The organism is Bradyrhizobium sp. LA6.8 (genome assembly GCF_040547935.1).
GTDB classification, from domain to species: domain Bacteria; phylum Pseudomonadota; class Alphaproteobacteria; order Rhizobiales; family Xanthobacteraceae; genus Bradyrhizobium; species Bradyrhizobium barranii.
Window position 1 is genome coordinate 586,892 of record NZ_JBEPQQ010000002.1, and the last position, 18,940, is coordinate 605,831.

Genomic DNA, 18,940 nt, shown 5'->3' on the forward strand with positions numbered 1-18,940 from the left:
CGCTATCTGACCACGCCCGACGTGAAGCCCGCCTTGCGGCGCGGCGGCTTGATTTCCTTTTTCAGGAAGCAGCGCGCTTCACGCCCGGTGTAGCCGGGACGGGAATAGGTGAAGGCGCGGCACTTGTTGTCCGCGATGCAGGCGGCCTTGCAGGCCTCTTCGCCTTCGCCGTCCTTGATCTCGAAATTGCGCAAGTCGCCGCCGGGGCGGTCGATCGACGTTTCAACGCCTTCGATCCGCGGCTCGATCACGCCGGCGCCACGCACACCGGAGATGCAGCAGCTGCCCGGGACACGCGGCGGCACCGTGTTCTTGAGCCAGCACACTGCCGAGCCGCCTTCGACGTCGGGATAGTTGAAGCTCCAGGAGCGGCAGCGGCGGTCACGCTCACACTGCAGCGCGCAATCCTCGGGGTCACCTGACGTCACCGGCGAGCTGAAATAGTCGCCGCCGGGACGGTCGAACGCCGTCTGGGCGCGCGCAGGCGCGCTCGCAAACACGAGCGCAAGCAACGTGGCGCAGGCCACGACGCTTGCCATGACGGCCCCACGCAGGCGGCCCTTCCCCATTGGAACAGCTTTCGAGTTATTGACGGCGCTCAGGTTTTTTCAGCCGGTCATTTGATCGCCGCAAACCTGTATGGGCGATGAACGGCTCAGGTCCTGGTCGTCGGCCTCTGGCCTAGAACGCGTATTCCGCGTAGGCCGGTTCCACGGAGCCGTTCCAGGCGCCGTTGAACTTCTCCAGCATCTCCTCGGCCGGGGTCCGGCCGGAATCGATGATGCGATCGAGCGGCTCCAGATGCCGGGTTTCGTCGCGGCCGAGCTGGTCGATCCGGCCGCGGCGGCGCAGGCCGGCATGGGCCAGAACGAGGCATTCCTTGGCGATCTCGAACAGATAGCGGTCCTTGATCCGCGCCTTGAAGCCGAACCGCGGCACGTCGTCGCGCAGAGCCTGGCGCTCATGCGCGGTCCAGTGCTTCACGAGGTCCCACGCGGCATCGAGCGACACATCGTCGTAGAGCAGCCCGGCCCAGAACGCCGATAGCGCCGGCAGGCGGCCCCACGGGCCACCATCGGAGCCGCGCATCTCGAGATAGCGCTTGAGGCGCACTTCCGGGAAGATCGTCGAAAGATGGTTGGCCCAGTCCGACAGCGTCGGGCGTTCGCCGGGCAGATTGTTGTTGCGGCCGTCGAAGAAGGCGCGGAACGAGGAGCCCGAGACGTCGATGTAATCCTCGTCGCGCTTGACGAAATACATGGGTACGTCGAGCGCGTAGTCGACATAGCGCTCGAAACCCATGCCGTCCTCGAATGCCCACGGCATCATGCCCGAACGCGCATTGTCGGTGTCGCGCCAGATCTCGGAGCGGAACGACAGGAAGCCGTTCGGCTTGCCCTCGGTGAACGGCGAATTGGCAAACAGCGCGGTCGCGACCGGCTGCAGCGCGAGCGAGACGCGCAGCTTCTTGACCATGTCGGCTTCGGAGGAGAAGTCGAGATTGGTCTGCACCGTGCAGGTCCGGTACATCATGTCGAGGCCGTATTGGCCGACCTTCGGCATGTAATTGGTCATGATCTTGTAGCGGCCCTTGGGCATCACCGGGATGTCGGCGCGTGACCAGGACGGCGTCATGCCGAGCCCGAGGAAGCCGATGCCGAGCGGGGTCGCGATCTCGCGCACCTGCGCCAGATGCGCCATCAGCTCGCTCTGGGTCTGATGCACGTTCTCGACCGGCGCGCCGGAGAGCTCGAACTGTCCGCCGGGCTCGAGCGAGATCGCGCCGCCGCCGGTGACGTCGTAGAGGCCGATGATGTTGCCCTTCTCCATGATCGGCTCCCAGCCGAGCAGGAGCTTCATGCCTTCGAGCAGCGCGCCGATGCCCCGTGCGCCCTCGTAAGGCACCGGACGGTGGCCTTCGAGCGTGAACGGCGTCTTCTCGTGCTCGGTGCCCATGCGGAATTCGGACGGGTCCTTGCAGCCGGCCTCGAACCACGCGACGAGCTCGTCGCGCGACTGCAGCGGCGTCATATCGATCTGGTCTCGCGCCATATCAAACTCTAATCAAAAAGGGCGCTTCGATCGAAGGCGCGCGGGTGACGGGGTGGTCCGCGAACCCAGGGGGTGCACGGACGAGCTGGTGTGCCGCACGATCATCGCGACGGCGTGGTTTCGTTGACGTGGACGGGCGGCAGTTTCATCTCGCCGCACGAGCAGCCGAGACGGTCGAGCAGACCGCTGAGCTTGACGGCATCCGCATCGGACAGTTTCGAGCCGACATACTTTTCGATCGCGGCCGAATAGGCGCCCCACATCCGCTTCTGCAACTCGCGGCCAGCTTCCGTGATCTCCACGAACTGGCCGCGCTTGTCGATCTTGCATTCGCGCCGGGAGGCGAGTCCCTCGTCGACCAAGCGGTCGATCAGGCGCGAGGTGGAGTATTGCGGGATCAGCATTTGCCGCTCGAGTTCCACCGGCCGCAGCTCACCCGAGGGCGCCCGCGACAATTCGAGCAGCGCGTCGTACCAGGCCAGCGGCGGGAACCCCGCCTTCTTCAAGTCCTGCTCGACGCAATCGAGCACGCGGCTCTGCACCCGCATCAGGCGGATCCAGGCCGAAGTTGCCTCGGTCGATGGTTTGCGTTTCATGGTCCCGCTCAAGCTCGTCGTTCCGTCTCTTACCTCACTCAATGCACCTGCATCAATCTTGACTATTGGATGCAAATGCATGTAGGCGTTCCTTCGCCCCAACCAAGCGTCAAGAGAAAGAAATTCCATGAAACTCTATTACTCGCCCGGCGCCTGCTCCCTGTCCCCCCACATCGCACTCCTGGAAGCCGGCCTGCCCTATGAGCTGGTCAAGGTCGATATCCGGGCCAAGAAGCTCGAAAATGGTGAGGATTATCTGAAGCTGAACCCGAAGGGCCAGGTCCCTGCGCTGGGCCTCGACAGCGGCGAGATCGTGACCGAAGGCCCGGTCATTGTCCAGATGATCGCCGACCAGGCTTCAGCAAAGGCGCTGGCGCCAGCTCACGGCAGCTCCGAGCGCTACAAGCTGCTCGAATGGCTGAACTTCCTCACCTCGGAGGTGCACAAGAGCTTCGGACCGCTGTTCGCGCCGGCGCTGAACGACGAGGCCAAGGCCTTCTTTAGGGACCGCGTCATGGGCAAGCTGACATACATCGACAGCCAGCTCGCCGGCCGCGACTACCTCATGGGAAAGCAGTTCACGGTGGCCGACGGCTATCTCTTCACGATGCTGACCTGGGGCGATCGGATGAAGTTCGACCTCTCGGCCATGCCGAACCTGACCGCCTACAAGGCTCGCGTCGCGGCGCGGCCGCAGGTGCAGGAGGCGCTGAAGAAGGAAGGCCTTGCGCAGGCGAAGTAAGCGCATCGCAAGATGCAACAATCGAAAGGCCGGATCGACGATCCGGCCTTTTTTTCATTGTGAACCATTCGATCGGCGGCCACGTCGAAATCGCGGAGCACCTCCATGGGACAGCCGCCGCGATGAACATGATCGTCCTTATGACCGCCGCGGGCGCGCCGCTCGCGATGCTTGGCTTGTCGACGCCGGACCTGCCGCAGCGCAATTGCATCTTCATGATCCATCCGCAGGTCACCTCGGCCGTGTTCGAGAGCAAGGAAGGAAAAATCGTCTTTCCCGATCGGCCGACCGAATATCCGTGCAGCTATGCCAGGAAGAAGGGCGGAACGGACATCGCCTTCACCAACCAGAATGGCTGGCGCTTCGAGGTGCGCATTGGCCGTGGCGATGAAGGCAGCTGGAGAGCGAGTCTTGCCGACGATGCGGTCTCGGGCCGGGCGTTCGCGCCGCTCGGAGACCGCAAATAAAACGGGCCGGATCGTCGATCCGGCCCGTTTTATTTGCCCTCGGGCGGGCTGGGCGCGAACCCATCTCGCCGGATCATCGTACCTATCATTAGACTTATGAACTACTGTTCGCCGAATGTAAGTAGTGCTGTCTTGTCAGTACCCGTAAAGCGCGCGAGCTTGGCGGAATTGTTAGAGGATTATTTCATCGGAGTTGAACTTGACGATTGCCTTGGTCCTGATCGTCGCAAGTGCATTGGTGGGAATAGCGACAGGTTATGCTTTCAGGATCTGGGCGCTGATATTGATTGCGCCGGCGATCGCAGTTTTCTCGGCAATCATTCTTCGCGCTTACGAATTCGGCATGATGGCGGGTGTGACCGTCATCGCCATCTGTCTTGCCGCCTGCCAACTCGCCTACTTCGCGGCGGCCTACCTGCTGCACGCGCGGGCGGTCTCAGCCCATGACGAAGTCGACGGCGAGCCAGGCGAGGGAAGCCAGCATAAAATCCGCCGCCAGCACAAGTAACGCCAAAGCGGCCCAAAGCATCGGCCCCTTGCGGCGCAGGCGCGCCGGCTTCTGTTGCGGCGAGAGGCGGGGAGTGGCGGGTCCAACAGCATATTTCGCGGTGAGATCGCGACCGAGCGCGGTCTTCCGCAGCACCAAAGAGTTCATCAAGGATACTTTCTTATTTTGTCTTCAACCTGCCGATGGCTCGGCAAGTGTCCCAACCGGATTCGGAACCCTGACCCGGAGCAAGACTAGTGCCAGGGCCGAGCAAAAGAACGGCGCCGCTTCGATACGCCTATGACAATTGCGCGACACCACGGCAGCGGGGGACTCTGACACGGGTCCTACGCGAATTCTGTGACTGGTTCCACAAGCCGGGAACAAATCTGACGCAACCGTGATGACGTCTCCCCAAACAAAAAGGCCGGATCGACGATCCGGCCTTCTTTCTCAAATGATCTTGGGTGATCAGGCCGCGGCCTTCTTCGGCGCGAAGCGGCCGTAGAAGGTTTCTCCCTTCGCGGCCATCTCCTCGAGAAGCTTCGGCGGGGTGAAGCGCGAGCCGTACTTCGCCTCCAGCTTGTGGCAGAGCTCGACGAATTTCTTCGTTCCCATGAAGTCGATGTAGGACAGCGTGCCGCCGGTGAACGGCGCGAAGCCGAAGCCGAGGATCGAGCCGACATCCGCCTCGCGCGGGTCGGTGATGACGTGGTCCTCGACCGTGCGCGCGGCTTCCACCGCCTGCACCACCAGGAAACGCTGCTTCAGCTCCTCGATGTCGAGCGTGTCAGGGTCGAGCTGCTTCGGCTGCAGCGCCGAGAGGCCCGGCCACAGGCTCTTCTGACCCTTGCCCTTCTCGGGGTAGTCGTAGAAGCCCTTGCTGTTCTTGCGGCCGAGACGGCCCTGTTTCTCGACCATCTCCACCATCAGCTTCTTCTGATCGGGGTTGATGGCGTTCGGGCCGAGATCGGCTTCCGTCGCCTTCATGATCTTGAGCCCGAGGTCGAGTGCGACTTCGTCCGAGAGCGAGAGGGGACCGACCGGCATGCCGGCCATCTTGGCGCAGTTCTCGATCATCGCCGGCGGCACGCCTTCGAGGAACATCTCGTTGCCTTCGGCGACATAGCGGCCGACGCAGCGATTGGCGAAGAAGCCGCGGCTGTCGTTGACGACGATCGGCGTCTTGCCGATCTGCCGGACGTAGTCGAGCGCGGTCGCCAGAGCGAGATCGCCGGTGTTCTTACCCTTGATGATCTCGACCAGCATCATCTTCTCGACCGGCGAGAAGAAGTGGATGCCGACGAACTTGCCCTGGTCCTTGAAGCCCTCGGCCAGCGAGGTGATCGGCAGCGTCGAGGTGTTCGACGCGAAGATCACGTCCGGCTTCATATGCTCCTGCGCCTTCGCGAAGGTATCAGCCTTGACCTTGCGATCCTCGAACACGGCCTCGATGACGAGGTCGACGTCCTTGAGTGCAGCATAATCGGCAGTCGGCGCAATGCGCGCGAGCAGCGCGTCGGCGTCACCGGGCTTGGCGCGGCCCTTCTTGATCTGCTCCTCGATCACCTTCTGCGCATGCGCCTTGCCCTTGTCGGCGCTCTCCTGGTCGCGGTCGATCAGGACGACGTCGAGGCCGGCGCGGGCCGAGACGTAGCCGACGCTCGCACCCATGAAGCCGGCGCCGATCACGGCGATCTTCTTCACCTTGGTCGGGGCTACGTCCTTCGGACGGCGCGCGCCCTTGTTCAACTCCTGCATCGACAGGAACAGGCTGCGGATCATCGCGGCTGCTTCTTTCGAACGCAGCACCGAGGTGAAGTAGCGCGACTCCACGCGCAGCGCCGCGTCGATCGGCAGCTGCAGGCCTTCATAGACGCAGCTCATGATCGCGCGCGCGGCCGGATAATTGTCGTAGGTCTCGCGGCGATAGATCGCGTTGCCGGCCGGGAACATCATCATGCCGGCCTTGGAGAACACCGGACCGCCGGGCAGCTTGAAGCCCTTCTCGTCCCAGGGCGCGACGGCCTTGCCGCCGCCCTTGATCCAGTCCTTCGCCGCCTTGATGAGGTCGGCTGCGGGAACGATCGCGTGAATCAGATTGAGCTGCTTGGCCTTCTCGACGGTGACCGGATCGCCCTTGAGCAAAATCGTCATCGCGTCCTGCGGCGGCACCAGGCGCGGCACGCGCTGCGTGCCGCCGGCGCCGGGGAACAGGCCGACCTTGACTTCGGGCAGGCCGAGGCGCGTCTTGGGATTTTCCGCCGCGACGCGATAGTGGCAGCACAGCGTGATCTCGAAACCGCCGCCGAGCGCGAGGCCGTTGATTGCGGCCGCCCACGGCTTGCCGGAGGTCTCGATCGAACGCAGCACCTGCGAGAAGCGCCGGCTCTGGTCGAACAGCATCTGGTTTGCGGCGGTCTCGTCCTGCTCCTTCAAGACCTTGGCGTAGGCCTGGTTCATGCCCTCGAGCATCGACAGATCGGCGCCGGCGCAGAACGCCTCCTTGGCGGAGGTGATGACGACGCCCTTCACGGCGGCGTCGGCCGTGGTTTCCTTGACGATCGCATCGAGCTCGCTGGTCGAGGTCTCGTCGAGCACGTTCATCGAACGGCCCGGGATGTCCCAGGTGACGAGCGCGATGCCGTCGGCGTCGGTTTCAACCTTGAAGTTCTTGTAAGCCATGTTGGTTGCTCCTCGGTGCCGCAGCCGATTTCAGGCGCGGCGGTTGACTTAAGATCTCGTAGGGTGGGCAAAGGCGCTCTTGCGCCGTGCCCACCATCATTTGCTGAGACGTCAGTGGTGGGCACGCTTCGCTTTGCCCACCCTACGAAGTCAGACGCGCTCGATGATGGTCGCGGTGCCCATGCCGCCGCCGATGCACAGCGTCACCAAGGCGGTCGCCTTGTTGGTGCGTTCGAGCTCGTCGAGCACGGTGCCGAGGATCATCGCGCCGGTCGCGCCAAGCGGATGGCCGAGCGCGATGGCGCCGCCATTGACGTTGATCTTGGCGTTGTCGATGTCGAAGGCCTGGATGTAGCGCAGCACGACCGAGGCAAAGGCCTCGTTGAGTTCGAACAGGTCGATGTCCGACTTCTTCATGCCCGAGCGCGCGAACAGCTTTTCGGTGACGTCGACCGGACCGGTCAGCATCATCGCCGGCTCGGAGCCGACATTGGCAAACGCGCGGATCTTGGCGCGCGGCTTCAGGCCGTACTTGCTACCCGCTTCCTTGCTGCCGAGCAGCACGGCGCCGGCGCCGTCGACGATGCCAGACGAGTTGCCAGCGTGGTGCACGTAGTTGACGCGCTCGATTTCCGGGTGCGACTGCACCGCGACGCCGTCAAAGCCGCCCATCTGTGCCATCATCGTGAACGACGGCTGGAGCTGTGCCAGCGACTGCATCGTCGTCGAGGGACGCATGTGCTCGTCCTTGGCGAGGATGGTGAGGCCGTTGATGTCCTTCACGGGCACGATGGACCTGTTGAACCGGCCCTCGTCCCAGGCCTTGGCGGCGCGCTGCTGGCTCTGCACGGCATAGGCGTCGACGTCGTCGCGCGAGAAGCCGTATTTCGTGGCGATCAGATCGGCCGAGACGCCCTGCGGCATGAAGTAGGCCGGCACCGCCATCGACGGGTCCATCGGCCAGGCGCCACCGGAGGCGCCGATGCCGACGCGGCTCATGGATTCGGCGCCGCCACCGATCACCAACTCATGCTGGCCGCTCATCACCTGGGCTGCGGCAAAATTCACGGCGTCGAGGCCGGAAGCACAGAAGCGGCTGATCTGCACGCCGGGCACGGCTTCGCCGAGGCCGGCCTTGAGCGCGGCGAAGCGCGCGATGTCGCTGCCGGCTTCGCCGACGGGGTCGACCACGCCGAGCACGACGTCGTCGACGGAATCTTCCGGCAGATTGTTGCGGTCCTTCAGCGCCTTCAGCGGCACGGTGGCGAGCGCGAGCGCGGTCACCTCGTGCAGCGCGCCGTCCGCCTTGCCGCGGCCGCGCGGGGTTCGGACGTGGTCGTAAATATAGGCATCTGCCATGGGAGCCTCCTGATTGCAGTTATTGGTTACGACCGCGGCGCGGTCGGATCATTGGCGAAGCGGGAAGCCTCAGAAAGCTTCCGCCGGCAGTTCCATGATGGTGGCGCAGCCGGCCTGGATGCGCGCGAGATTGGCGGCGGTCTCCGGCAGCATGCGTTCCATGAAGAAACGGCCGGTGACGAGCTTGGTCGAGAGATAGGGCGTCGCTCCGCTCGCGGCAATCTTCGCCTGCGTCACCTTCGCCATCTTCGCCCACATGTAGCCGAGCGCGACGAAGCCAAAGAGATGCAGGTAATCGGTTGCGGCAGCGCCCGCATTGTCCGGCTTCGCCATCGCGTTCTGCATTAGCCAGGTCGTAGCCTGCTGGAGATGGCCGAGCGAGGCCGAGAGCGGGGTGATGAACGGCTTGAGCGCCTCGTCGCCGCCGTTCTCCTTGGCGAAGGCCATGACCTCGCCGAAGAAGGCCATGATGGCGCGGCCGCCGTCGCGCGGCAGCTTGCGGCCGACGAGGTCGAGCGCCTGGATGCCGTTGGCGCCTTCATAGATCATGGCGATGCGGGCATCGCGCACGAACTGCTCCATGCCCTGCTCGGCAATGTAGCCGTGGCCGCCATACATCTGCTGCGCCTGCACCGCGTTGGCAAAGCCGTAATCGGTGAGGAAGCCCTTCAGCACGGGCGTCATCAGGCCCATGTGGTCGTCGGCGGCCTGGCGGTCCTTGGGGTCTTCGGAGCGATGGGCGACGTCACTCTTCAGCGCGGTCCACATCACGAAGGCGCGCGCGGCCTCGTTGAAGGCGCGGATCGAGAGCAGCGTGCGGCGCACGTCGGGATGCACGATGATCGGGTCGGCCTGCTTGTCGGGCGCCTTGACGCCGGTCAGCGAGCGGCCCTGGATGCGCTCGCGGGCATAGGCGACCGCGTTCTGATAGGCGACCTCGGACTGCGCGAGACCTTGAACGGCGACGCCGAGGCGGGCCTCGTTCATCATCACGAACATGCCCTGCATGCCCTTGTTCTCTTCGCCGATCAGCCAGCCGGTGGCGCTGTCGTAGTTCATCACGCAGGTGGAATTGCCGTGAATGCCCATCTTGTGCTCGATCGAACCGCACACGACGCCGTTGCGTGCGCCGACCGAACCATCGGCATTGACCAGGAATTTCGGCACCACGAACAGCGACACGCCCTTGATGCCGGCGGGTGCGCCCTCGATGCGGGCGAGCACGAGGTGGATGATGTTGGGGGCGAGGTCATGCTCACCGGCCGAGATGAAGATCTTCGTGCCCGTGATCTTGAAGCTGCCGTCAGGCTGGCGGACCGCCTTGGTGCGGAGCATGCCGAGATCGGTGCCGCAATGCGGCTCGGTCAGGTTCATGGTGCCGGTCCACTCACCCGCCACCATCTTCGGCACGTAGGTCTGCTTCTGTTCGGGCGAGCCGTGCACGATCAGCGCCGCGGTCGCGCCCATGGTGAGGCCGCCATACATCGAGAACGCCATATTGGCGGAGATCTGGAATTCGTTGACCGCCTGGCTCAGCGTCACCGGCAGGCCCTGGCCGCCGAACTCGGTCGGCGCCGACAGGCCAAGCCAACCGCCCTCTGCCACTTGCTTGAAAGCGTCCTTGAAGCCCTTCGGCGTGGTGACGCTGCCGTCATCGGCGCGCTTGCAGCCTTCGAGATCGCCGACACGGTTGAGCGGCTGCAGCACTTCTTCCGCAAGCTTCGCGGCTTCGCCGAGAATGGCTTCGCGCACGTCGCTCGACGCATCGGAGAAGCCGGCCAGATTGTCGTAGCGATCGATCTGGAAGACGTCGTTGAGCAGGAAGTTCACGTCTTCGACGGGGGCTTTATAGATCGGCATGATGGTCTCCCGGCAGGCGGTCTGAAGTGATGATGTTGGCTTATGACTGGGCGGCGGCCAACTGCTCCGCCATCAGGCGGTGCAGCATGTTGATCGCCTTGAGCGGACGCACCATCACCTTGAAATGGGTGATGCGTCCCTCGGCATCGAAGGTGATGATGTCGACACCGTTGATCTCGATGCCGTCGATGACATTCTTGAATTCGAGCACCGCGCCATTGGCGCTTTTCCACTCACCGACATAGGTGAAGCCGGGACCGCCGAGCACCTTCTCGGCACTGGCGAGATATTTGAAGGTGATGTCGCGGCCGCGCTGTGGCGAATGCACCACGGGGCTTTCGAACACGGCGTCAGGATGGAGCAGGTCCCAGAGCGCGGCGCGGTCGTGGGACTTCATAAAGGCGTACCAGGAATCGAGGCCGGTCATTCTCAGGTGCCTCCCTTAGTCAAAGGCCTTCTTGATCAAAGGCCTTGGCAAAAACGCGAAAACAACCCCATGCACAGTAGCGCGATGGCCGATAAGGGCGGGTCTGAAGCCCGCCTCATATGCACATTGACGCATATGCACCGATGCGCATAAAGTCAAGTCAATTGGTCGGGACCTCGAAAGGGAGCTGGTGCCATGGCGCTCGGCGACGCAATCCTCGCATGCCTGACGGAACGTCCGATGACGGGCTACGAGCTCGCCAAAACATTCGATTCCTCGATCGGCTTCTTCTGGAAAGCCGACCACCAGCAAATCTACCGCGAACTCTCCAAGCTGCGCGACCGTGGTTACATCCAGGGCCGCGAGGTCGTGCAGTCAGGAAAGCCCAACAAACTGATTTATACGCTGACTCCCGAGGGCCGAACAGCGCTGCGGCACTGGGCCGCGCGGCCGAGCACGCCGCCCTCGATCAAGGACGACCTGCTGGTGCGGCTGCACGCGCTCGACAGCATCGACATCGAGCCCATGCGCACCGATCTGATGGCCCGGCTGGAGCACCACCGTGACCGGCACGAGAATTACGAGCGGATCCTCAAGAAGCGATTTCCGGAGGGCTCGGCGTCGGGCGTGCTCGACCTCGGCAATCTGCTGCTGCTTCAGCTCGGTGCGCGCCACGAGCAGATGGTGGCCGATTTCTGCGAGGAGGCGCTCCAGGCGCTATCGGCGATGAGCGGCAAGGGCACGGTCGTGCCGCTGGAGGACGGCAAGCGCGAGGGGAAGGGCTGAGCCTGCGCAGCCCTAGTACTTCGTGACGACCGGCCTATCCCAGTTGAACCGGACATTGACGCCGGCGCGGACGATGTCGTCCGTCAGCCTGACGTCGCGCGTGACGGCGCCGCTGATCGGCGGATCGACATATCGTTTGCTGCCAAAATCGACGTGCACATATTCGAGCTTGAGAGTCACGGCGCCCCAGGTATCGACATAGGCCGCCCATTCACCACCGAGCCCGGCCGCCAGGCCCGTGCGGGTCTGGGAGCTGGTGACCTGCACCACCTGGTTGGACACGGTGACCTCGGTGCCCGCGAAGGCGATACCGGCCGTGCCATAGATCAGGAACTGATCGAGCGCATAACCGACACGGCCGCGGAACATATCGATCCATTTTTCCCGCGTGCCGCTCGTCACCCCGACGTTGAAGGGCGGCAGATCCTGCACCTTGCCGTGCTGGTTGGTCCATGACGCGTCGTTCTCGAAGCCGAGCACGGTCTTTTCGATCTGGAAATCGCAGCCGAAGACACCGCCCGCGACGGCAGCACCGCTGAGATTGAAAGTCCCTGTGATCGTTGGCCCGGAGTCGTCGCCGGCGCGCCGGACATGCTCGCTCTTGCCCCAGTTGCCGCCGCCCTGGATGCCGACATAGCAGCTGGTCCAATTGTATCCCGCGGGCGCCGGTGCCTTCACCGCAGGCGCTGCCGCCGGGGCATCGGCGGCAACGGCATGCGATGCCAGTCCGGCCGCCATCGCGGCCACGAGCAACCTTTTCATGTCAGCCAACAATCCAGTCAGGCAAGAACCCGCCCGTGGATCGGGCCGCTCTCTATCCATTGAGACGTGCGGATCGGGCGCGTGGCGAAATCTTTGTCGGGACGCAGCTTTGGGGCGGGGCCAACGGCGGCAATCGGGTTCCCGGCGCCCAACTTTAAGACACCGGCAACGCGTTCCTTAACCCGTTATTTACCGTAACAGGAAAAAGTCGGTTTTCGAGGCAGACGACCCGCGCCAAATCCGATTGTCTTCACAACCGGCACGCGTGGGGAGGCTGGAGGCGCCGGGTGGGGCGCCGGAGTCGGAACCGGACAGAGTCATGAATTCGCGCGTATCGTGGAGTGTTGACGGCATCGATCCATCCGTCAGGGAGCGGGCCGAAGCTGCTGCGCGTCGTGCCGGCATGTCACTCAACGATTGGCTGAACTCCACGCTCGGCGAGACGGCCCCGCCGAATTTTCGCGGACCTTACGATCAACGCCAAGAACAACGTCAAGACCAGCGTCAAGAGCAGCGCCAGGATCAGCGCCCGCAACAGATGCCGAGCCAGGAGAGCCGCGACGTCGCCGACATCCACCAGCGGCTCGACGCGATCACCCAGCAGATCGAACGGATTTCAAAGCCCGCGCCGCGCCAGGATGCTTCACGACAGGACGCGTCGCGACCAGACGTCTCGCGCGAGCAGGGCGTCGCGCGCCAGCTCAACGACGCGATCTCGCGGCTCGATGCGCGGCTGTCGCAAATCTCAAAGCCGCAGCAGCCTCAGCGGCCGGCACCGGCTCCGGCACCCGTCGAGACGCGCCAGCGCCAGGCCGATATGGTCGAGCGCGCGGCCGCACAGGTCTATCGCAATTCACCTCCCTTGAGCCCCGCGTCGTTCGACGTTGCCGTCGCCGAGATCACGGCCCGGCAGAGCGAGCTCGACGGCTTTACGCCGCGGCAGATACCGCCACGCGCAGCGCCCTCGATTGCACCGACGGCAGCTCCTTTCGCGCCCCCGATGGCGCCGCCCGCGCCTGCCTATGCACCGCCGCCCCCGCAGCCGGGGCCGGATTTCTCGTCGCTCGAGCGCCATTTGCTCAAGATCACGAGCCAGATCGAGTCGCTCCAGCGCCCTGACAACACCGAGCAGGCGATCAACGCCTTCCGCGGCGAGCTTGCCGAGATCCGCCACGCCATCACCGAGGCGATGCCGCGCCGCGCGATCGAATCGATCGAGAACGAGATCCGCTCGCTGCATCGTCGCATCGACGAGACCCGCTCGTCCGGGACGGACGGCCAGGTCCTGTCGGGCATCGAGCACGCGCTGTCCGAGATCAAGCAGGTGCTGCGCACGCTGACGCCGGCCGAGCAGCTCACCGGCTATGACGAGGCGATCCGCAACCTCGGCGCCAAGCTCGATCTGATCCTGCGCGCCAATGACGACCCGTCGACGGTGCGCCAGCTCGAAGGCGCGATCTCGGCGCTGCGCGGCATCGTCTCCAACGTCGCCTCCAACGAAGCGCTGGCGCGTCTTTCCGAAGACGTGCAGCTGCTGTCGTCCAAGGTCGACCAGGTCACCCGCTCGTCCGGCCCTAGCGACAGCTTTGCGGTACTGGAGCAGCGCATCGCGGCGCTCACCGCCGCGCTGGAAACGCGCGAGCGGCCGCAGCCCACCGAGAGCAGCGAGCATCTCGAAGCCGCGATCCGCGCGCTGTCGGACCGTTTCGACCGCATGCAGGTCGGCAACGATTCCGCGTCGACCTTTGCGCATCTCGAACAGCGGGTCTCGTATCTGCTGGAGCGGATCGAAGCCGCCTCCGATCCGCGCAACGGCAATCTAAGCCGCGTCGAGGACGGGCTGCACGACATCCTGCGGCATCTGGAGCGGCAGCAGGCGACCTATTCCGCCCTCGCCGAGAGCCGCAATTCGGCGCCGTCTGCCGATTCCGGCATGGTCGATCTGGTCAAGCGCGAGCTCTCCGACATCCGCTTCAGCCAGGCCGAGACCAACCGCAGCACCCAGGATTCGCTCGAGGCCGTGCACAGCGCGCTCGGCCATGTCGTCGATCGCCTCTCGATGATCGAGGGTGATCTGCGCGCGGTGCGCACGGCGCCGCCGGCACCCGCGCCGCAGCCGATGCCCAGTTCGACGTCGATATCGATGCCAATGGCCGCGCCCATGGAGCCCCCGCCTGTCGCGCGCGAGCCGTGGCAGCAGCCGAAATACGATCCGAAGCCGGAGCTGCAGAACCCGGCCGCCGCGCAACAGCCGCCACAGGGCGCTTTCGTTGCCGCGCCGCGCGAATTCCATGCCGCCGCGCCGCCGCCGGTGCCAACCGCACCGCCCGTTCCGCCGCGTGCGATCAGCGAGATCCTCGAGCCGCACACGGCGCCCGCGCGCGCCGCGCTCGCACCGGAATTGCCGCCGGACCATCCGCTCGAGCCGGGCACACGGCCGGGCGGCCGCGTCGCCACGCCCTCGGAGCGCATTGCCGCGTCCGAAAGCGCGATCAGCGAAATCCCCGCCGCGCCGAAAGAGCCGGTGTCGTCGTCGAGCTTTATCGCGGCCGCACGCCGCGCCGCGCAGGCCGCCGCCGCGCAGCCGGAAAAGCCGGCTCGCGGTGCCAAGGCAAGTGCGAAGGCAGCTGCCAAGGCGGCCATCGCAGGCCGCACCAAGGACAAGAGCCAGGAAGGCGGCTCGACCATCACCTCGAAGATCCGCTCGCTGCTGGTCGGTGCCAGCGTGGTCGTGATCGTGCTCGGCACCTTCAAGATGGCGATGAACCTGCTCGATGGCGGCAGCCCGCCGCCGTCACCGCAGGCGATGGAGAATTCGTCGAGCGCGCCCGCGCCGCAGGCTCCTCCGCCGCCGGTCGAGACCAGGCCCGCCACGCCCGAGCAGGTCACGCCGTCCATGACCTCGCCGACGCCGATCGGGAAGCAGTCGCTGAATAATCCCGCGCCGGCTCCCATGGCAGGAGCGGGCAGCTCGGCTTCGGTCGAAATCCCGCCGGTCCCCGCGACGCCACCACCGCCTGCGGCGAGCAACGACGTCACCGGCGCGCTGTCGGGCGCGAGCCGCGCGAGGCTCGGTATGATCCAGGTGCCGCCGAGCGAGAAGCTCCCTGACGGCATCGGCGGTCCGGTGCTGCGCACCGCGGCGATGAAGGGCGATGCGACTGCGGCCTACGAGATCGGCGTGCGCTTTGCTGAGGGCAAGGGCGTCGCTGCGAATTACGATGAAGCCGCCAAATGGTATGACCGCGCGGCGCAGGCCGGCGTGGTGCCCGCGACCTTCCGCCTCGGCACGCTCTACGAGAAGGGCCTCGGGGTGAAGAAGGACGCCGACATCGCCCGCCGCTACTACACCCAGGCCGCCGAGCGCGGCAACGCCAAGGCGATGCACAATCTCGCTGTGCTCGACGCCGACGGCGGCGGACGCGGCGCCAATTACAAGAGCGCGGCGCAGTGGTTCCGCAAGGCCGCCGATCGCGGCGTCGCCGACAGCCAGTTCAACCTCGGCATCCTCTATGCCCGCGGCATCGGCGTGGAGCAGAACCTCGCCGAATCCTACAAATGGTTCACTCTCGCAGCCGCCCAGGGTGACGCGGATGCGTCCGGCAAGCGCGACGACGTCGCCAAGCGGCTCGATCCGCAGTCGCTCGCCGCCGCCAAGCTCGCGATCCAGACTTTCAGCGCCGAGCCGCAGCCTGACGATGCCGTCAATGTTCCCGCCCCGAACGGCGGCTGGGACAGTGCGCCGCAGGCGAACGCAAAGCCTGCGCCGAAGCCGGTCGCAACCAAGCGCTCGGCCTCGGCGGCGCACTAGAGCGCACTCTCACTCCTCATGGTGAGGAGCGCGCCCTGGCGCGCGTCTCGAACCATGCAGGCCCCCACCACCGATCCGGGCCTCGCCCTTCGAGACGCCTGCTGCGCAGGCTCCTCAGGGTGAGGGGAGACAGCTCGCGCGCCGTATTCACCACGCCCCAAATTCATGGTCCCGCCCGACAACGAATTCCGCTATTGAAAGGCGCGGCAATCGTTCCGACCGTCCGGCGAGCATTCCCGCGCAATCGATCCATTTCGCCGGAGTGTGGTCCTTCGATGCAGCTCTATCTCCCGATCGCCGATCTGCCGGTCAACATCTTCCTGGTGCTGGCGATGGGCGCGGCGGTCGGCTTCGTCTCCGGCATGTTCGGGATCGGCGGCGGCTTCCTGATGACGCCGCTGCTGATCTTCATCGGGATCACGCCGGCGGTCGCGGTCGCCTCCGTTGCGAGCCACATCGCGGCCTCCTCTTTTTCCGGTGCGCTGTCCTACTGGCGGCGGCGTGCGATCGACCCGGCGCTGGCGAGTGTGCTGTTATGTGGCGGTGTCACCGGCACGGCGCTCGGGGTGTGGACCTTCACGCAGCTTCGCGCGCTCGGCCAGCTCGATCTGATGATCGCGTTGTCCTACGTGGTGCTGCTCACCACCGTCGGCAGCCTGATGTTCTCCGAGGGCCTGCGCGCCCTGATGCGGACCCGTCGCGGCGCGGTGCCGCCACGGCGCACGCACAACTGGATCCACGGCCTGCCGCTGAAAATGCGGTTCAAGCGCTCGAAGATCTACCTCTCGGTCATTCCGGTCGTGGTCGTCGGCATCGTGATCGGCTTCATCGGCGCCATCATGGGCATCGGCGGCGGCTTCATCCTGGTGCCGATCATGATCTATCTGCTGCGGGTGCCGACCTCGACCGTGATCGGGACCTCGATGGTCCTGACGCTGGTCACGATGCTGTTCGCGACCTTGCTGCACGCGGTGACCAATCACCTCGTCGACGCGGTGCTGGCGCTGATCCTGATGGTCGGCGGCGTCACCGGCGCGCAGTTCGGCGCCCGCGCCGGCCAGAAGATCCGGGGCGAGCAGCTGCGGCTGTTGCTGGGCCTGTTGATCCTTTCGGTCGGCGTCCGCTTCGCCATCGAGCTGGTGATCCGGCCCGAGGATCTCTTCACCATCCGTGAATTGGGAGTGAGCGGATGATGCGCGCAGCTCTCGCAGTCCTTCTCGTCCTGCTGCTGGGCTCAGCCGCGCGTGCCGAGCGACTGATCGTGTCGGTCTCCAACCATCGCGTCACGGTGACGCCGAACTATTCCGGCGAGGAACTGGTGCTGTTCGGCTCGGTCGAGAAGGACGCCTCCACGCCCGCGGATCGAAAGAGCTACGATCTCGTCGTCACCGTGATGGGCCCGCGCGCCGACATGGTCACGCGGCGCAAGGAGCGTACCTTCGGCATCTGGATCAACACCGACTACCGGCAGTTCCTGGCGGTGCCGAGCTATCTCGCGCTGTTCGCCAACCGCCCCTTCGATGTCATCACCTCGCCCGAGATCGCGCGGCGGCAGCAGATCGGGCTCAACAACGTGCTGCTGACCCAACGGGTCAGCGGCGACTATGCCGACGTGGTGCCGAACGATGCGTTCCGCTCGGCCTTCATCCGCCTGCGAACCCAGAAAGGTCTCTATCGCGAGGACCCGAGCGCGGTGACGTTCCTGACACCGACGCTGTTTCGTACCGGCATTCCACTGCCGGAGGAGGTGCCGATCGGCACCTATGAGGTGGAAATCAAGCTGTTCGCGAACGGCGCGTTGGTCACCAAGACCGAGACCGCGTTCGAGATCGTCAAGGTCGGCTTCGAGCAGTTCGTCGCGACCAGCGCGCGGCAGCACGGCCTGATCTACGGCCTCGCGACGGCCGCGATGGCGCTGATGACGGGGTGGATGGCGTCGATCGTGTTTCGGAAGGATTAGCGTCCGTCATTGCGAGGAGCACCACTCTCTCCTCCCGTCATCGCCCGGCTCGACCGGGCGATCCAGTATTCCAGAGGCCTTCGTCGAATAGCTCGCTCTCGCAACGACCGCCGCGGCGTACTGGATGCCCCGGTCAAGCCGGGGCATGACAGCTGAGCCTCACGGCGCCTCAACCACCGTCGGCAGGCCCGGCTCCAGCAATCGCAACCGGGTCCCGAAGCCGAGCACATCAAAGGTCTTGCGCAGATCCTCGCCGTCCTGGCGGAAATGCGCCCAGCCCTCGGTATGCAAGGGCACGATCATCGCATCCGGAAAGGCGCGCGCCGTCTCGATGGTGTCGTTGGTGTCCATGGTGAGATGGAACGGCCCACGCGTTTGCGCCGCGCCCGCGAACGGCAGCACCACGCCGCATTTGAAGCGGCGCGCGACCTCGGCGACGCCGTCGAACCAGGTGGTGTCGCCGCTGATGTAGACGTCGCTCGTGTCCGTCCGGCTCGAGGACACCACGAAGCCGATGACGTCGCCCGACAGCGGCTCGATGCCGGCCGGGCCGTGGCGCGCCGGCGTCGCGGTGATCGTCAGGGTGTTGCCGTCACGGTCCTTCAGATGCGAGGTCGCCCAGGGCGCGAGGCCCTCGACATGGCCGCCCAGGCGTTTTGCGCCGGCCTCGGTCGTCAGCACGCGCTTTGCGTGTTTGAGAAACGCGCGGCCGGAATTGTCGAGATTGTCGGAGTGCTGGTCGTGGCTGAGCAGGACCGCATCGATCGGGCCGATCGCATCGGCCTTCATCGCGGGACCGATGGTCTTCTCCAGCGTCACATGCGGCAGCTGGTAGGCGCCGGGCGCATCGAAGGTCGGATCGGTGAGCAGGCGGAAGCCGTCGATCTCGATCAGCGCGGTAGGGCCGCCGATCAGGGTGATGGAAATGGGCATCAGAAAGCTCCTC

At 65.1% G+C, this 18,940-nt stretch carries 16 protein-coding genes; 7 read left to right on the plus strand and 9 right to left on the minus strand.

Annotated features, from left to right (window positions below; translation table 11 throughout):
• Positions 1-2: 2 nt before the first annotated feature.
• From ABIA90_RS09855 to ABIA90_RS09865, 3 genes are all read right to left on the minus strand, one after another.
• A complete protein-coding gene (locus tag ABIA90_RS09855; protein WP_071916912.1) occupies positions 3-569 on the minus strand; it encodes a PAN domain-containing protein in 567 nt (188 codons plus the stop codon).
• A 112-nt stretch (positions 570-681) separates the two neighbouring features.
• Positions 682-2,052: a glutamate--cysteine ligase gene (locus ABIA90_RS09860; protein WP_038933719.1), complete on the minus strand. Its 1,371-nt coding sequence runs from the start codon at positions 2,050-2,052 to the stop codon at positions 682-684.
• A 101-nt stretch (positions 2,053-2,153) separates the two neighbouring features.
• A complete protein-coding gene (locus ABIA90_RS09865) occupies positions 2,154-2,648 on the minus strand; it encodes a MarR family winged helix-turn-helix transcriptional regulator (RefSeq protein WP_014498535.1) in 495 nt (164 codons plus the stop codon).
• Positions 2,649-2,775: 127 nt separating this feature from the next.
• Between ABIA90_RS09865 and gstA the strand changes: the two genes are divergently transcribed.
• The 3 genes from gstA to ABIA90_RS09880 all read left to right on the plus strand — a co-directional run bounded on the left by gstA (position 2,776) and on the right by ABIA90_RS09880 (position 4,365).
• Positions 2,776-3,390: a glutathione transferase GstA gene (gstA, locus tag ABIA90_RS09870; protein WP_071916910.1), complete on the plus strand. Its 615-nt coding sequence runs from the start codon at positions 2,776-2,778 to the stop codon at positions 3,388-3,390.
• Between the two features lie 122 nt (positions 3,391-3,512).
• Complete coding sequence (locus tag ABIA90_RS09875) at positions 3,513-3,857, plus strand: hypothetical protein (protein WP_354118689.1); 345 nt, start codon at positions 3,513-3,515, stop codon at positions 3,855-3,857.
• A 199-nt stretch (positions 3,858-4,056) separates the two neighbouring features.
• Entirely contained in the window at positions 4,057-4,365 is a 309-nt protein-coding gene (locus tag ABIA90_RS09880; protein WP_354118690.1) for a hypothetical protein, read from the plus strand.
• A gap of 450 nt (positions 4,366-4,815) precedes the next feature.
• Here ABIA90_RS09880 and ABIA90_RS09885 read toward each other — a convergent pair whose 3' ends face one another.
• The 4 genes from ABIA90_RS09885 to ABIA90_RS09900 all read right to left on the minus strand — a co-directional run bounded on the left by ABIA90_RS09885 (position 4,816) and on the right by ABIA90_RS09900 (position 10,675).
• Positions 4,816-7,029, minus strand: a complete 2,214-nt coding sequence (locus ABIA90_RS09885; RefSeq protein ID WP_354118691.1) for an FAD-dependent oxidoreductase — start codon at positions 7,027-7,029, stop codon at positions 4,816-4,818.
• Positions 7,030-7,179: 150 nt separating this feature from the next.
• Complete coding sequence (locus tag ABIA90_RS09890) at positions 7,180-8,388, minus strand: acetyl-CoA C-acetyltransferase (RefSeq protein ID WP_354118692.1); 1,209 nt, start codon at positions 8,386-8,388, stop codon at positions 7,180-7,182.
• Positions 8,389-8,457: 69 nt separating this feature from the next.
• Positions 8,458-10,248, minus strand: coding sequence for an acyl-CoA dehydrogenase C-terminal domain-containing protein (locus ABIA90_RS09895; RefSeq protein ID WP_354118693.1), 1,791 nt, complete (start codon positions 10,246-10,248; stop codon positions 8,458-8,460).
• Positions 10,249-10,288: 40 nt separating this feature from the next.
• The gene (locus tag ABIA90_RS09900; protein WP_028151642.1) at positions 10,289-10,675 is read right to left on the minus strand and encodes a nuclear transport factor 2 family protein; all 387 of its coding nucleotides are present in this window, start codon (positions 10,673-10,675) and stop codon (positions 10,289-10,291) included.
• A 195-nt stretch (positions 10,676-10,870) separates the two neighbouring features.
• On the opposite strand from ABIA90_RS09900, the gene ABIA90_RS09905 reads away from it, so the two are divergent.
• Positions 10,871-11,461 (plus strand): PadR family transcriptional regulator, encoded by a 591-nt coding sequence (locus tag ABIA90_RS09905; protein WP_028159994.1) that lies wholly within the window; start codon positions 10,871-10,873, stop codon positions 11,459-11,461.
• Positions 11,462-11,473: 12 nt separating this feature from the next.
• Here ABIA90_RS09905 and ABIA90_RS09910 read toward each other — a convergent pair whose 3' ends face one another.
• Positions 11,474-12,223 carry an outer membrane protein gene (locus ABIA90_RS09910; protein ID WP_161495873.1) on the minus strand — a complete coding sequence of 250 codons (750 nt, stop codon included), beginning with the start codon at positions 12,221-12,223 and terminating at the stop codon, positions 11,474-11,476.
• A gap of 319 nt (positions 12,224-12,542) precedes the next feature.
• On the opposite strand from ABIA90_RS09910, the gene ABIA90_RS09915 reads away from it, so the two are divergent.
• From ABIA90_RS09915 to ABIA90_RS09925, 3 genes are all read left to right on the plus strand, one after another.
• Positions 12,543-16,034 (plus strand): tetratricopeptide repeat protein, encoded by a 3,492-nt coding sequence (locus ABIA90_RS09915; protein WP_354118694.1) that lies wholly within the window; start codon positions 12,543-12,545, stop codon positions 16,032-16,034.
• A 275-nt stretch (positions 16,035-16,309) separates the two neighbouring features.
• Entirely contained in the window at positions 16,310-17,227 is a 918-nt protein-coding gene (locus ABIA90_RS09920; RefSeq protein WP_354118695.1) for a sulfite exporter TauE/SafE family protein, read from the plus strand.
• On the plus strand, positions 17,224-17,994 hold the full coding sequence (locus ABIA90_RS09925) for a TIGR02186 family protein (RefSeq protein WP_063980759.1): 771 nt from the start codon (positions 17,224-17,226) through the stop codon (positions 17,992-17,994). Before ABIA90_RS09920 ends, ABIA90_RS09925 begins: the two co-directional genes overlap by 4 nt.
• Before the next feature lie 159 nt (positions 17,995-18,153).
• On the opposite strand, the gene ABIA90_RS09930 is transcribed toward ABIA90_RS09925, so the two are convergent.
• Positions 18,154-18,927, minus strand: coding sequence for an MBL fold metallo-hydrolase (locus ABIA90_RS09930; protein WP_354118696.1), 774 nt, complete (start codon positions 18,925-18,927; stop codon positions 18,154-18,156).
• Positions 18,928-18,940: the final 13 nt, after the last annotated feature.